Below are 13,921 nucleotides of genomic sequence, written 5' to 3' on the forward strand. Positions count from 1 at the left end.
TTCAGCGTCGATCAAGAAGAAGTTCATTTCGTGCCGTAACGGTATCCGGATGAATGAGCCCACCCTTCTGTGCAACAAAGAGAATGGACTCCGTCAGTCCGACCAGCATCATTTCATCCAGCGAGGCCGTACGCGCGAGTTCGCGCAAATGCTCCACTTTGGGATAGGCGCGCGATGGCTCGATCATATCGGCATAGTAGATGATCTTATCCAGTGCCGTCATGTTCGTGCCGCCGACGGTATGTCGCCAGACCGCTTGTGCAATCACGGCATCGTTAATGCCGTAGACCTCGTAAATCAGATAAGCCCCCACATAGGCGTGGAGCAAAAGCGGCATGGCAGATTCGATTTTCCCGATGGGAATCCCGCGACGACGTGCCTCTTTTGGCAGATCGGCCGTCTCATAGACACGACCGCAGTCATGCAGGAGGCCTGCCACACGTGCGCGTTCTTCGTTCATGCCAAAACGGCGCGCCATTGTCGCCGCTGTCTCGGCAACCCCCAGAGAGTGCTTGTAACGGCTTGGGGTGAGCTGCTGCTCAAGAATAGCACGCATCTCCTCATAGCTCTTTGTCATGCTCACGATACAGCCCCCTGTCTTCCATATATTCCTCTACCGCACGCGGCACCAGATGCCGAATGGAAAGCCCTGCACGGATGCGTGCGCGAATCGCACTTGAGGAGATTTCCAAATGCGGCGTTGGCAGCACTTGAATGTGACTGCGTTCCTCTGCCGTAAATTTTTCTGCGAGCAGGAGCTCATCGAGTGGAACACCCTGCCGCGTCGCAACGATGAACTGGCAGGAACACAGCAGGCGTTTCGGCTCATGCCAACGATAGAGATCGTTCATTGCGTCGGCTCCGGTGATAAAGAAGAGCTCCGCTCCGTCCAGTCGATGTTGGAGCTCCGCAATGGTATCCACCGTATAGGAAGGCCCTTCACGGCGCAGTTCGATATCCGATACCGAAAAATGCGGATTTTCCTGTATGGCACACTCTGTCATGGCAAGCCGATCTTCGGGGGATGCCGCACGCGTTCCATCCTTATGCGGCGGACGCGCAGACGGGATAAAGAGAACCCTGTCCAGGCAGACTGCCGAGCGCACCATCTCTGCTGTGATGAGATGTCCCATATGAATGGGGTCAAATGTTCCGCCCATAATTCCAATGCGGCTTCCCATCTCTGCTCACCTCACAAATTGAAGAATCACGAGTACCAAAGCGGTGATGATGAAAAACGTGACAACCGCATACAGATAGTCGAGAATATCATGTCGTCCCTTTTCCGTTGCCGTATACTGACATAGTGTCCGAAGATATCCAATCAGGCGGTACATTTGTGGCACGTCCTCGTTGTCGCAGCAAACATCGTCAGCGTACCTGTCCCTCACCGTAGACAAGATACTTTGTACTAGTCAGGGCTTCAAGTCCCATCGGACCCCGTACATGGAGTTTCTGCGTGCTGATGCCGATCTCTGCGCCAAAGCCGAACTCAAAGCCATCCGTAAAGCGTGTGGAGGCATTCACATAGACCGTCGAAGCGTCGACGCGCTGCTGGAAATCATGTGCCGCACGAATGTCATTGGTAACGATGGTCTCGGAGTGCCCCGTATTGTATTGATTGATATGTGCGATTGCCGCCTCCATATCTGTGACCATGCGAATTGACAGGATGAGGTCGCCGTATTCCGTAGACCAATCCTCCTCACTTGCCGCCGCAATGCCCGAGAGAATTGCACACGTTTTCGGGCAGCCGCGCAGTTCTACACCATTCGCATGGAGGAGCTGCGCCATTTGCGGAAGGAAATCCTCCGCAATCTTTTCGTGTACCAGAAGGGTCTCTGCGGCATTGCAGACAGAGGGACGCGAAACCTTTGCGTTTTCCACAATGCGGAGTGCCATCGGGATATCTGACGCACAATCCACATAGATATGACAGACGCCGGCTCCCGTCTCTATGACAGGGACGGTGCTGCTCTCGACAATGCGGCGAATCAGACCCGCCCCGCCGCGCGGAATGATGACATCGAGCAGTCCTGTCAGATGTGTCATGACATCGACGGCGGCGCGGTCCTTCATTGCAAGCAGCTGGATTGCTCCCTGCGGAATATCCGCCGCATAGGCGGCGCGCGAAAGCACCTCTGCGATGGCAAGATTCGAGCGCAGCGCATCGGAACCGCCGCGCAGGAGAACCGCGTTCCCGGATTTCAGACAGAGACCGATCGCATCTGCCGTCACGTTCGGACGAGCTTCGTAGATTATACCGACGACACCAAGCGGCACGCGCATACGACGAATTTCAAGCCCGTTCGGACGGCGCACCGAATAGTCCTCTCTCCCCAGCGGGTCAGGGAGGGCGGCGGTCAAACGAAGCCCTTCTGCCATAGAGGCGATACGCGCCTCGTCAAGACGCAGACGATCCAGATAGGAAGCACGCATCCCGGATGTTTTGGCATCCTCCACATCTGCTGCGTTTTCATGGAGGATTTTGTCTCTGTGTGCCATCAGGGCATCTGCCATTGCACAGAGTGCTTTGTCGCGTGCGTCCGTCCGAAGTGCTGCGAGGTGATAAGATGCTGCCTTTGCTGCCTCTGCCTGCGCACGAATCTCCTGCTCCATCACCATGAACACTCCTTATACCATCAGAACCATATTGTCCCGATGAATGATCTCCTCATGTGCACCATCTGTCACAAGTTCATGAAAGTCCGTTGTTCTGTGTCCCATCAGACGCATCACATCTGCGGCATCATATGCTGCAATGCCGCGTGCGATCTCCTGTCCTGCGGGACTGAGGACGCGCACTGTCTCACCTGCTGAGAAGTCACCGTATACCGCTGTCACACCGACCGCCAGCAGGCTTGCCCCGCGCCGCATGGCGGCAATACAGCCTTCATCCACGAGAATCTCACCTGTGAGACGCTTTCCGAATGCGAGCCAGCTCTTGCGGGTCTTGAGGTGCGCTTCGCGTGCGGGAAACAGTGTGCCAATTTCTTCCCCGCGCAGGATGGAACGGATGATACCGTCCTCATCGCCGCGTGCAATCACCATTGTCACACCGGCATTCTGGGCAATCTTTGCGGCTTCAATCTTGGTCTGCATACCGCCCGTTCCCTGCGCAGAGCCGGCACCGCCGGCAATCCGCTCGATCTCCGGCGTGATCTCCGGAATCTCGGAGATGAGTCGTGCTGACGCATCTGTGCGCGGGTTCGCCGTATAGACACCGTCAATATCCGAAAGGATGATGAGCGCATCCGCATCAACAAGTGCGGCAACAACAGCCGACAGATTATCATTGTCCCCGATCTTGATCTCGTCGACGGCAACAGCATCGTTTTCGTTGATGACGGGGATGACATTCATCCCGAGGAGTGCGAGGAGCGCATTGCGTGAGTTCATATACTGGTGATGGCGTGCGGCATTCTCCTTTGTGAGGAGGATCTGTGCCATTGTCCGTCCGTACTCGTGGAAGAATTTTTCATAGATGTGCAGAAGTGCGCCCTGCCCAATTGCAGCAAGCGCCTGCCGCGCAGGAATGTTTGCAGGACGCTCCTTGAGCCCGAGTGTGTTCATTCCTGCGGCAATCGCGCCGGAGGAAACGAGCAGGATATCCTTCCCTTGATTTGCCTCGTCAATGAGTTCGCGTACGAGATGCTCCATGCGATGAAGATTCATCCCGCCCGATGGATGTGTGAGGGTACTCGTCCCCACCTTGACAACAATGCGTTTTGCCTCACGCAGACGCGCTCTTACATTCATAGTTCGATCCTTGGTTTATCAAAGTTGCGTCGGAAGAGGAGACCATTTCTGCCGATGACCTGCACGAGGTTTGCGTCTGCCCGCTCTGCGAGCATGGTGATCGCTTCCTCCGGCTCGTCCGGTGCATTTTGCAGGACACGAACCTTGATGAGCTCGCGTTTCTTGATGGCCTCACGCGCCGAGGCGACGACCGTCGGTGTCACACCTTCCTTGCCGATCATGACGATAGCTTCCTCCGCCATGCCGAGTGAGCGCAATTTCCGAATCTGCTTGCTGGTCAGCGTGTTTCGCAGCAAATCTTTTCCTCCATTTCTCAGTCTTGATAGTCGAATTCCATATCCCCGATACGAACAGTCATGCCCTCTTTGATACCGCGTGCGCGCAGTTTTTCGTCCAACCCTTTGAGACGCCAGATATACTGAAAGCGACGAACAGCTTCATCGTTGTTGAAGTTTGTCATAGCAACGAGCTTTTCAAGTGCCCTGCCGGATACGATGAAGTCTCCCGCATCATTGCGTGAAATCGTTACCTTCTCGTCATCTTCGGCATTTTGATTGAATACGGCAACATCATCTTCCTCTGCTTCGGGTTCGGGCACATAGGCATCCAGCCATGTACCAACGTGATCAATGAGTTCCTGCACTCCTGTGCGTGTTGCGGCGGAAATTGCAAAGAACTCTATCCCCTCGCGCTCGGCAAGATCCTTCAGACGAGGCAAATGCTCCTCGGCAGACGGAAGGTCAATCTTATTCGCGACAAGGATCTGTGTACGTTTTGCAATCTTCTCACTATAGCGCGCGAGTTCCTTGTTGATCTTGTAATAATCCTCGACGGGATCGCGCCCCTCGATGCCGGAGGCATCCACGATATGCAGAATGAGACGCGTGCGTTCCACATGGCGGAGGAAGTCATGCCCGAGCCCTACGCCATCGGCAGCACCCTCAATGAGCCCTGGTATGTCTGCCATGACGAAACTCTTTTCATAGTCCGTCTGTACAACGCCGAGCACGGGCGTCAATGTCGTAAAATGGTAGTCTGCAATCTCAGGGCGTGCTGCAGAGCAGGATGCAACGAGGCTCGACTTGCCGACGCTCGGATAGCCGACAAGACCGACATCGGCGAGCAGTTTCAGTTCCAGCCGCAGCTTGCGGCTTTCGCCCGGCTCGCCGAACTCGGCAAAGGACGGTGCACGGTTTGCAGAATTTGCAAACTTTGCATTGCCGCGTCCACCGCGTCCACCACGTGCAATTACAGCCTCCATGCCGACCTCGATGAGATCGGCAAGTACCTCCCCCGTCGTTTCATCCATCACAATCGTACCAGGCGGGACATCGACATAGAGATTCTGTGCGTTTCTGCCAAACTGGTTCTTATGTTCGCCATTCTCACCGTTCTTCGCGTTAAACTTACGATGAAAACGAAACGAGAGCAGTGTATTCAAATTGCGGTCGGCGCGGAAGATGACATCTCCACCGCGTCCGCCGTCTCCGCCCGACGGACCACCTTTTGGCATAAACTTTTCATGCCGGAACGCGGATTTTCCATGTCCGCCGTCTCCTGCCTTTACCGTGACCTGTGCGCGGTCTATGAACTGCATACGTCCCCCTATAGAAAAGAGCCTGCACCACCAAGGTACAGGCATCCGCATAGAACAAAATTAAACAGCGGCCTCCGCAAGCGGATACACACTGATCTGGCGCTGATGACGCCCCTTGCGCTCAAAGGCAACCTTGCCGTCAATCTTCGCAAAGATCGTGTCATCTTTGCCAATACCGACATTGTGCCCCGGATGGAAATGCGTGCCGCGCTGACGGACAATGATGCTGCCTGCCGTCACGTGCGTGCCTGCCTGCTCCTTCACGCCAAGACGCTTGGAATGGCTGTCGCGGCCATTGCGGGTAGAGCTGACACCCTTCTTATGTGCAAAAAGCTGCAAATCAAACGAAAACAATCTGTTCACCCCTTTACTTCCTGGATTTGAATGCCCTTTGGGCTGATTTTCTCAATTTCTGCGAGTCCAATATACATAGTGCGCAGAATCGCTTCGGTACGATCATCCGGCGGCTCGGAGAGCCACATTTCGAGATTCCCGCTCGCAATGTCATAGTCGACGGTACGATGCAGGTGCTCTATGATCCCAAGCAGTGCGGACTGAGTCAGAGCCGATACACCTGCACAGACAATATCCTGTCCTCGTTTTGCTGTACCGCTGTGTCCTTTGACACAATACCCTGCAATCATCCCGTCCGCATTGGTGAAAATCTCAACCGAGATCACGAATTATGCCTCAATCTTCTCGATGACGACCTTCGTGAACGGCTGACGATGACCCTGACGTTTGCGGTAATTGGACTTCGCCTTGTACTTGAAGACCAGGATCTTCTTGCCCTTGCCGTGCGCCATAACCTTGCCAGTCACCTTCGCGCCGTCCACCATTGGACGACCGACTTTGACGCTGGCATCGTTGACTACGGTCAGAACCTGATCGAATACGACGGTCTCACCCTCGCCCGCCTCGAGCTTCTCCACGAAGATGGTATCGCCCTCAGCGACCTTGTACTGTTTGCCGCCCGTCTTTACGATTGCATACATGAAAACACCTCCCTATATCGTTACTCGCCGACTACGGTTCGGCAGAGCCGATTCGATGACCTCGTCGTGCGGTTGGGGATGGGCTTACGCCCAAACAGGCTATACGCCTACGCTACAGGATGATAGCATATTCGTGTGGTGCTGTCAACCCTTGATCCATGGTGGTTTCATGCGAATTGATTAATATGAGATCACCGCGCGTTAACTCGTGCAGTAGCCCCTTTCATTTACGTCAATGAATTGATTCTATCCGCGTACGGCCTTTATAACCACTGAGAGCAGTTTGTCCTCTGAGGGAACTTCGAAAAAGGAAAGGCCTGCCCCAGTTTGCGGCACACTCCGACTGCGTCGGTTGAACCAGACCGCGTTCCATCCGGCTTCTACAGCACCTGCGACATCAAGATCAAAAGCGTCGCCGACATGGAGAAGCTGTCCTCCATCCAACTCCAGACGCTCCGCCATCAGCTGAAAAATACGCTGGTCCGGCTTGTGGAATTTATGATCTCCTGAGATAATGATCGCCTCCTCCTTCATCCATTTGGAGATGCCGAGGGATTCGATTTTTTTTCGCTGATGGACAGACTCGCCATTCGTGATGATGCCGAGCTTCACACGTGTACGGAGATCATTCAACAGCCGCACCATGGTTGGTGACAATTTAATCTGATACTGAAGCCCCATGTAGACACGTTGAAATGCCAGTGCCTGTGCATCCGTTGCCTGAACGCCGGCCTCCTTGAGTGTCATACGGATGCGATAGATGTAGAACTCATCCATACTGATTTTTCCGGTCTGCGACTCTTCAAACCGCTCATCACTGTATTTGCGAAACGCCAGAAAAAGTGCAGGCAGGTCGAACTCGGCGCGCTCCCCAAAAAGCTTTCTCAAAGCCGCATAGAAAGGCTGCGCCATATCGTACAGCGTGTCGTCAACATCAAATACTACACCTCGTATGCTCATAATACCCTCGTTTCATAATACATATAAGATTCATAACGATGGAGGTGAGACAGGCTTCTAAGTTATTCGAGTTCTATGGTTGCAGGAGGTTTTCCTGTGCAGTCATAGAGGACGCGGTTGACTCCATGTACCTCGTTAACAATGCGCGTAGTCACCTTTGACAGAACTTCCCACGGAAGCTGTGCTGCCTCTGCTGTCATAAAATCACTGGTTTCGACTGCACGCAGAACAACAGCGTAGTCATAGGTTCTCCCATCGCCCATGACACCGACAGAGCGCATATTGGTGAGGGCGGCAAAATACTGCCCGAGATTTTTTTGGATGCCCGCCTTCGCAATCTCCTCACGGTAGATGGCATCCGCGTCCTGCACGATCTGAACCTTCTCTGCTGTCACCTCGCCGATAATGCGGATGCCGAGACCGGGGCCGGGGAACGGCTGACGATCAACGAGATAGTTCGGAATCCCAAGCTCACGCCCGGCAGCACGCACCTCGTCCTTGAAGAGCAGGCGGAGCGGCTCAACAATCTCCCTGAAGTCAACGTGGTCCGGAAGCCCGCCGACATTGTGATGCGACTTTATGACGGCAGATTTTCCAAGTCCGCTCTCAATGACATCGGGGTAAATCGTTCCCTGCACGAGAAAGTCCACAGCACCGATCTCATGTGCTGCCTCCTCGAATACACGGATAAACTCCTTACCGATGATCTTGCGTTTCTGCTCTGGCTCCGTCACGCCCTTGAGCTTTGCATAGAAGCGGTCACGTGCGTTAATACGGATGAAGTTGACATCGTAGGTTCCGGATGTTCCGAAAACCGCTTCGACTTCATCCCCCTCGTTCTTTCGAAGAAGACCATGATCGACAAATACACAGGTGAGCTGGCTGCCGATTGCCTTGGAGAGCAGTACGGCGGCAACGGAAGAGTCAACACCACCAGAGAGTGCGCAGAGGGCACGTCCTACGCCGATTTTTTCGCGCAGTTCATCTATCGTCTTTTGTACAAAGGAATCCATGCGCCACGTGCCCGTGCATTTGCAGACGTGATAGACAAAGTTTCTCAGAATCTCAGTCCCGTGCTCCGTGTGCATGACCTCGGGATGGAACTGCACAGCATAGAGCCGTTCCTCAGGATTCTCTATCGCCGCAATCGGACAGACGGGGGTGCTTGCCGTTGTATGGAAGCCTGCAGGGAGCTCGCTGATATAGTCCGTGTGGCTCATCCAGCAGATGTTTTTTTCGGGAATTCCGTCAAACAAAAGGGAGGTTCTGTCAGTGACATCGACCTCAGTCTTTCCATATTCGCTTGTGGGAGCAGTCTCGACACGTCCACCACAGAGATGCGCTATGAGCTGGGCACCGTAGCAGATGCCAAGCACTGGGATTCCGAGTGAAAACAGCTCCTTCGGTGCGGTAATCGCTTCCTCTCCATAGACGCTGTTCGGACCACCCGTCAGAATGATACCGCTTGGAGCAAGATCTTGAATGCGATCAAGTGACAACGTATGCGGATGCACCTCACAATAGACGTGGTTTTCCCGCACACGGCGTGCAATGAGCTGGTTGTACTGTCCACCGAAATCCAGTACCAAAATCATTTCCGAGGGCTCGGGTCTGTTCATCATGGATGTCCCTTTCTCTCTAGTCTCCTGCTTCTGTAAAATTTTGCACGGCTGCGTGTGATACGTCGACGGAAAACCCTTTCTGATAGAGATTTGCCATCATCTTTTGATACTTGTCCGTTGGCTTGAATTTCATTGCAAGCACGCGCTCGGCGGCTGCTGTTTCCCGTTCGTAGGTATTCTCGGGGACAACGCTCCATACAAGGTCGTGATCAAACCCGCGCTGCATGAGTTTTGCACAGATTTGACGAACGGAACTCTGAGTTTCGTTATAGAGATACATAAACTGCTGCATACAGAGATCGGCATCGTCGAGATAGCGACATGCGATGAGATGCGCGATGGCTGTGTCGATTTCATCTGACGGAAACCCTTTGCGCTCCAGTTTCTCGCGCAGCTTCTTTTCACTGTGTGCCTGTCGTGCAAGGTAGTCAACAGCGGTCATGAGAGCAGTTTTATCCGCTGCTTTTCGGGAGTGCTTAGACACGTCATCGTTGGTATCGATCATTCATACATCTCCGGGACAATATCCTCATCTGGTGTATCTGGTGCATCCTGATCAGAATCCGCAGAAGCTTTTTTTGAGGATGATTTCTTTGGGGAGGTTACCCCCTCCACGAGAAGTTTGGTACGAATCTTTTCTTCGATCTCAGCGATCAGTTCAGGTTTTTCTTCCAATGTTGCCTTGGCGTTTTCTTTGCCCTGGCCGAGACGCGCACCCTCATAGGCATACCACGCCCCGCTTTTGTTCACAATGTCTAGTTCTACAGCCATATCAATAATACTGCCCAAACGTGAGACGCCTTCGCCGTATATAATGTCGAATTCAGCCGTTTTAAAAGGGGGGGCGACCTTGTTTTTGACAATTTTTGCACGTGTGCGGTTGCCAAGAGATTCAGTTCCCTGTTTGATCGAATCTGCACGACGTACATCGATGCGTACAGACGCATAGAATTTCAGCGCCCGACCGCCTGTCGTTGTTTCGGGGTTGCCATAGGTCACACCGATCTTCTCGCGCAGCTGATTGATGAAGACTGCTACAGTGCGCGTCTTGCTGATAATACCGGTAAGTTTTCGCATTGCCTGGCTCATAAGCCGCGCTTGAAGTCCGACAACGGAAGATCCCATATCTCCATCTATTTCGGATTTCGGCACAAGAGCTGCAACAGAGTCCACAACGATGATATCAATAGCACCACTGTGTACAAGCGCGTCCACAATTTCAAGTGCCTGTTCTCCCGTGTCTGGTTGAGAGATCAGAAGCTCCTCGGTATTGACTCCGAGTTTACGTGCATATTCAGGATCGAGCGCGTGCTCTGCATCGATGAATGCAGCGAGCCCTCCTGCCTTTTGCGCTTCAGCAATCATGTGGAGGGTGACGGTTGTCTTACCGGAGGATTCGGGACCATATACCTCGATGATACGCCCTCGTGGGATACCGCCGACACCGAGAGCAATGTCAAGGGGCAGAATGCCAGTCGAAATGACCTCAATATTCATATTTGCCTTAGCTTCGCCGAGGCGCATGATAGCACCCTTGCCATGTGCCTTTTCAATTTGCCTGAGTGCATTCTCCAATGCTTCTTTGCGTGTCATCACTTTATCCCGCTTGTTATCCTTTTTATCCTTCTCTGCCATATCATGTACTCCTTTGATGTTCTATTCTCTTTCCAATTATACGAAAATCCCCACACTTTTGTCAAAAGGAATGTGTGGGGATTTTGATATGATTCGAACACCTATTTCAGAAGAGAGCGAACAATTTCATTCACGAGTTTCCCATCTGCACGCCCTTTTAAACGCGGCATAAGAATACCCATGACCTTGCCCATATCCTTCGCTGTCGTTGCACCGACCTCGGCAACGGCGTTTTCGACAATCTTTTTGACCTCATCAGCGCTGAGCTGTTCTGGGAGATATGGAATCAGAATAGCGATCTCTGATTTAGTCTTATCTACAAGATCAGTACGACCGCCCCGTTCGAACTCCTTAATTGAGTCTCGGCGCATCTTTACTTCCTTTGTGAGAACATCAATAATTTCATCGTCACTTAGTGTCTTTTTTCCGTCAATTTCTGCCTGGCGAATGGCGCCGCGCACCAAACGGATCACAGAGAGCCGCTCCTTCTCGCCTTGTTTCATAGCATCCTTCATATCCGCAGTAAGTTGTTCCATCAACGGCATGTGTTTCATCCTTTCTGGTAAGACATAATAGAAAAAACATCCGTGGCACAGCGTCCACGGATGCCTTTTGCAATCAGCCCCTGTATTTGCGTTTACGCGCTGCCTCAGACTTCTTTTTACGGCGAACGCTCGGTTTCTCGTAATGTTCACGCTTTCGAACTTCGGCAAGAGTGCCGGCCTTCTGTGACATACGCTTAAAGCGGCGGAGAGCACTATCGATCGACTCATTCTTGCCGACCTTGATTTCATTTGCCATGCATTTCCCCTCCCTCCACGCGCGGAGTAATTTGGCACCGATAAATGATGCAAGCACATTATAACCTATGGGGATAATCTGTGTCAATCGCGTAATGAAATTTTCACAAAACAGAGGCTGATATAATCATTTAATCGCTTGAACATCTATTTATACATAGTATGCAATAATAAAAATTTTTTATGTTTTATATTGACAATCCATCTCATTTTGGGATATGATTTTATTTGTGAGACTTAACCCAATATTCAACTGTTAAGGAGATCTGTTACCCATGCGTACAACAACTAAAATGCTGTCTCTCCTGCTGCTTGTCCTTTCCATTGCCCTCGTCGGCTGTGGCGGAGCAAATCAGACGGCAGAAAAGAAAACGGCAGAGCCGTTCCGTATCGTGACATCATTCTATCCCATGTACGTTGCGACCATCAACATCACCGACGGTGTGGACGGCGTTGAAGTCTATAATATGACGAAACCTCAGACCGGCTGTCTGCATGATTATCAGCTGATGACCGATGATATGAAGACGCTTGAGAAAGCGGATGCCTTTGTTATCAATGGTGCCGGTATGGAAGACTTTATGGATAAAGTGACCGAGCAGCAAAAGAAGCTGAAGGTCATAGACGCTTCACGCGGCATTGAGCTCATACATGATGAGGAGGGAGATAACCCCCACGTCTGGCTGAGTGTTACGGATGCAATTGCGCAGACACGAAACATTGCAGATCAGCTGAAGGAGGCTGATCCCGCTCATGCGGCACAGTATGAGAAGAATGCTGCAGCATACATCGAAAAACTCACGTCGCTCAAGAGCGAAATGCATGCGGCACTCGACAATGTTCCGCACAAGGATATTGTCACATTCCACGAGGCATTCCCCTACTTTGCAAAGGAATTCAACCTAAACATCATTGGTGTAGTGGAGCGTGAGCCTGGCACAGAGCCAACGCCGACAGAATTACAGGAGACGATTGAACAGGTCAATGCTCTCCCCTCGAAGGTGCTTTTTACAGAGCCGCAGTACTCTCCTGCTGCTGCTGAGACCATCGCACGTGAGACGGGCGCAAAGATCTACACGCTCGATCCAGTTGTGACAGGTGAGGCAACACCGCAGGCAAAGAACGCCTATATCGATACCATGAAAAAGAATATGAAGATACTGCAGGAAGCTCTGCAATAATCTTCGTATACGGGAAAGACCTTCACTGCTTTTGCGGTGAAGGTCTTTTGTCATACAATGGGACATACCTCATATTATGGAGGATTCTGGTTATGTTGAAGCGAATTTATCTTTTCTTCGTTCGCGGAAAAAGCGCTTGATGATCTCTGAACACTCGTCTGCCAATACACCCGCACGCATTTCCGGCTGATGATTTAGGGCTGGGCAATTTGTGATGTTAAATAGTGACTCACAGGCACCCGCTTTTGCATCCGTACTGCCATAGACAACACGACTAATGCGGCTCATGACAATTGCACCGGCACACATTGGACATGGCTCAATCGTAACATAGAGTGTCATCCCCGTGAGACGCCACCGTCCAAGCTCTTGACAAGCACGTTGAATTGCAATCAGTTCTGCGTGTGCCGTTGCATCATGCCGTGTTTCACGAAGATTATATCCGCTGGCAATGAGTTCACCGGCATCACTTAGGATAACCGCGCCAATTGGAACTTCTCCCAATGCATATGCATACTCTGCTTCTCTTAGTGCAAGCCGCATTCCATGGTCATCATCCTGCATGGGGCAGTTTCCCTTTTACGTCTGAGATATCAGCTTTTCCCTGATAAAAGAGGGATTGCGTCGGACGACCAACTTCGAGTTGATATGCTCGATTCGAAGAGGATTCTTCTGCCTGGCGCTTTTTCTTCTTCTCTATCTCATCTTCGAAAATAGAGGCAAAGGTTTCACCTTGCTCCCTCTCTTCAAAGCCTTTCCTGCGCTCAAAAAGTTCGTCGTTGTTGAACCGCAGCCGCTTGATTCGCATGACTCGTTCAATACGCTCTACCATCGCTGACACCTCCCATCAATATTGACACACTATTCTATCTTATATTAATAATATCGTTTGCTTGTGATGGAACTTAAACAAAAAAAGCAGTATTTATCACAATATAACGTGACATAACACTGCCCTAATGAGATGTAATATTATCCTTTAGCCGGGCGGCCATGTAAGTGAGCGCCCCCCAAGAAGGTGAAAGTGCAGATGTTCGACGGTCTGCCCACCGTCTGCTCCTGTGTTTGTCACAAGACGGAAGCCCCCGACATCAACGCCGAGACTGTGGGCAATCCCCGGTACAACCTCCGTAAGGATATGTGCGGCCAGTTCCCGATCATCTCTTCCTAATGCCATAATACTCGCAAGATGCTTCTTTGGGATGATAAGAACGTGTTCGGGTGCTTGTGGATCAAGGTCACGAAATGCAAGCACTTGATCATCCTCATAGACCTTTGTTGATGGGATTTCTCCCTGTGCAATCTTGCAAAAGATACAATCTCCCATGTAATTCACTTCCTTTATATTATATTTATTGGAATAATTCGACGA

General features: G+C 51.6%; 19 protein-coding genes. 1 reads left to right on the plus strand and 18 read right to left on the minus strand.

The window, feature by feature from the left end; all coding sequences use genetic code 11:
• Position 1: 1 nt before the first annotated feature.
• The 15 genes from yqeK to rpsU form a co-directional block, all read right to left on the minus strand.
• The gene (gene yqeK, locus BCS37_RS05490) at positions 2-577 is read right to left on the minus strand and encodes a bis(5'-nucleosyl)-tetraphosphatase (symmetrical) YqeK (protein WP_069181554.1); all 576 of its coding nucleotides are present in this window, start codon (positions 575-577) and stop codon (positions 2-4) included.
• The gene (nadD, locus tag BCS37_RS05495; RefSeq protein ID WP_069180525.1) at positions 561-1,181 is read right to left on the minus strand and encodes a nicotinate-nucleotide adenylyltransferase; all 621 of its coding nucleotides are present in this window, start codon (positions 1,179-1,181) and stop codon (positions 561-563) included. The genes yqeK and nadD overlap by 17 nt, the downstream gene beginning before the upstream one ends.
• Before the next feature lie 190 nt (positions 1,182-1,371).
• Positions 1,372-2,625, minus strand: a complete 1,254-nt coding sequence (locus BCS37_RS05500) for a glutamate-5-semialdehyde dehydrogenase (protein ID WP_173862590.1) — start codon at positions 2,623-2,625, stop codon at positions 1,372-1,374.
• A gap of 9 nt (positions 2,626-2,634) precedes the next feature.
• Positions 2,635-3,759 carry a glutamate 5-kinase gene (gene proB / locus BCS37_RS05505; protein ID WP_069180526.1) on the minus strand — a complete coding sequence of 375 codons (1,125 nt, stop codon included), beginning with the start codon at positions 3,757-3,759 and terminating at the stop codon, positions 2,635-2,637.
• On the minus strand, positions 3,756-4,055 hold the full coding sequence (locus BCS37_RS05510; protein WP_069180527.1) for a YhbY family RNA-binding protein: 300 nt from the start codon (positions 4,053-4,055) through the stop codon (positions 3,756-3,758). Before BCS37_RS05510 ends, proB begins: the two co-directional genes overlap by 4 nt.
• Before the next feature lie 17 nt (positions 4,056-4,072).
• Positions 4,073-5,356: a GTPase ObgE gene (gene obgE / locus BCS37_RS05515; protein WP_069180528.1), complete on the minus strand. Its 1,284-nt coding sequence runs from the start codon at positions 5,354-5,356 to the stop codon at positions 4,073-4,075.
• 60 nt (positions 5,357-5,416) lie between these two features.
• Positions 5,417-5,719 carry a 50S ribosomal protein L27 gene (rpmA, locus tag BCS37_RS05520; RefSeq protein ID WP_006691870.1) on the minus strand — a complete coding sequence of 101 codons (303 nt, stop codon included), beginning with the start codon at positions 5,717-5,719 and terminating at the stop codon, positions 5,417-5,419.
• Positions 5,716-6,036, minus strand: coding sequence for a ribosomal-processing cysteine protease Prp (locus tag BCS37_RS05525; RefSeq protein WP_069180529.1), 321 nt, complete (start codon positions 6,034-6,036; stop codon positions 5,716-5,718). Before BCS37_RS05525 ends, rpmA begins: the two co-directional genes overlap by 4 nt.
• A 3-nt stretch (positions 6,037-6,039) precedes the next feature.
• Positions 6,040-6,351 carry a 50S ribosomal protein L21 gene (rplU, locus tag BCS37_RS05530; RefSeq protein WP_069180530.1) on the minus strand — a complete coding sequence of 104 codons (312 nt, stop codon included), beginning with the start codon at positions 6,349-6,351 and terminating at the stop codon, positions 6,040-6,042.
• Positions 6,352-6,597: 246 nt separating this feature from the next.
• The gene (locus BCS37_RS05535; protein ID WP_069180531.1) at positions 6,598-7,311 is read right to left on the minus strand and encodes an HAD family hydrolase; all 714 of its coding nucleotides are present in this window, start codon (positions 7,309-7,311) and stop codon (positions 6,598-6,600) included.
• Between the two features lie 62 nt (positions 7,312-7,373).
• Complete coding sequence (guaA, locus tag BCS37_RS05540; RefSeq protein ID WP_173862591.1) at positions 7,374-8,933, minus strand: glutamine-hydrolyzing GMP synthase; 1,560 nt, start codon at positions 8,931-8,933, stop codon at positions 7,374-7,376.
• 16 nt (positions 8,934-8,949) lie between these two features.
• Positions 8,950-9,438: a regulatory protein RecX gene (locus tag BCS37_RS05545; RefSeq protein ID WP_069180532.1), complete on the minus strand. Its 489-nt coding sequence runs from the start codon at positions 9,436-9,438 to the stop codon at positions 8,950-8,952.
• Entirely contained in the window at positions 9,435-10,568 is a 1,134-nt protein-coding gene (gene recA / locus BCS37_RS05550; RefSeq protein WP_069180533.1) for a recombinase RecA, read from the minus strand. The genes BCS37_RS05545 and recA overlap by 4 nt, the downstream gene beginning before the upstream one ends.
• A gap of 101 nt (positions 10,569-10,669) precedes the next feature.
• Positions 10,670-11,113 carry a GatB/YqeY domain-containing protein gene (locus BCS37_RS05555; protein WP_069180534.1) on the minus strand — a complete coding sequence of 148 codons (444 nt, stop codon included), beginning with the start codon at positions 11,111-11,113 and terminating at the stop codon, positions 10,670-10,672.
• A 73-nt stretch (positions 11,114-11,186) separates the two neighbouring features.
• On the minus strand, positions 11,187-11,369 hold the full coding sequence (gene rpsU / locus BCS37_RS05560) for a 30S ribosomal protein S21 (RefSeq protein WP_005841552.1): 183 nt from the start codon (positions 11,367-11,369) through the stop codon (positions 11,187-11,189).
• Positions 11,370-11,643: 274 nt separating this feature from the next.
• Between rpsU and BCS37_RS05565 the strand changes: the two genes are divergently transcribed.
• Positions 11,644-12,549, plus strand: coding sequence for a metal ABC transporter substrate-binding protein (locus tag BCS37_RS05565; protein WP_069180535.1), 906 nt, complete (start codon positions 11,644-11,646; stop codon positions 12,547-12,549).
• Positions 12,550-12,639: 90 nt separating this feature from the next.
• Here BCS37_RS05565 and tadA read toward each other — a convergent pair whose 3' ends face one another.
• The 3 genes from tadA to BCS37_RS05580 form a co-directional block, all read right to left on the minus strand.
• On the minus strand, positions 12,640-13,113 hold the full coding sequence (gene tadA, locus BCS37_RS05570) for a tRNA adenosine(34) deaminase TadA (protein WP_069180536.1): 474 nt from the start codon (positions 13,111-13,113) through the stop codon (positions 12,640-12,642).
• Entirely contained in the window at positions 13,103-13,381 is a 279-nt protein-coding gene (locus BCS37_RS05575; protein WP_069180537.1) for a hypothetical protein, read from the minus strand. Before BCS37_RS05575 ends, tadA begins: the two co-directional genes overlap by 11 nt.
• A gap of 147 nt (positions 13,382-13,528) precedes the next feature.
• Entirely contained in the window at positions 13,529-13,876 is a 348-nt protein-coding gene (locus BCS37_RS05580) for a histidine triad nucleotide-binding protein (protein ID WP_069180538.1), read from the minus strand.
• Positions 13,877-13,921 lie beyond the last annotated feature (45 nt).

It is taken from the genome of Selenomonas sp. oral taxon 920 (assembly GCF_001717585.1).
Classification (GTDB): Bacteria; Bacillota; Negativicutes; order Selenomonadales; family Selenomonadaceae; genus Centipeda.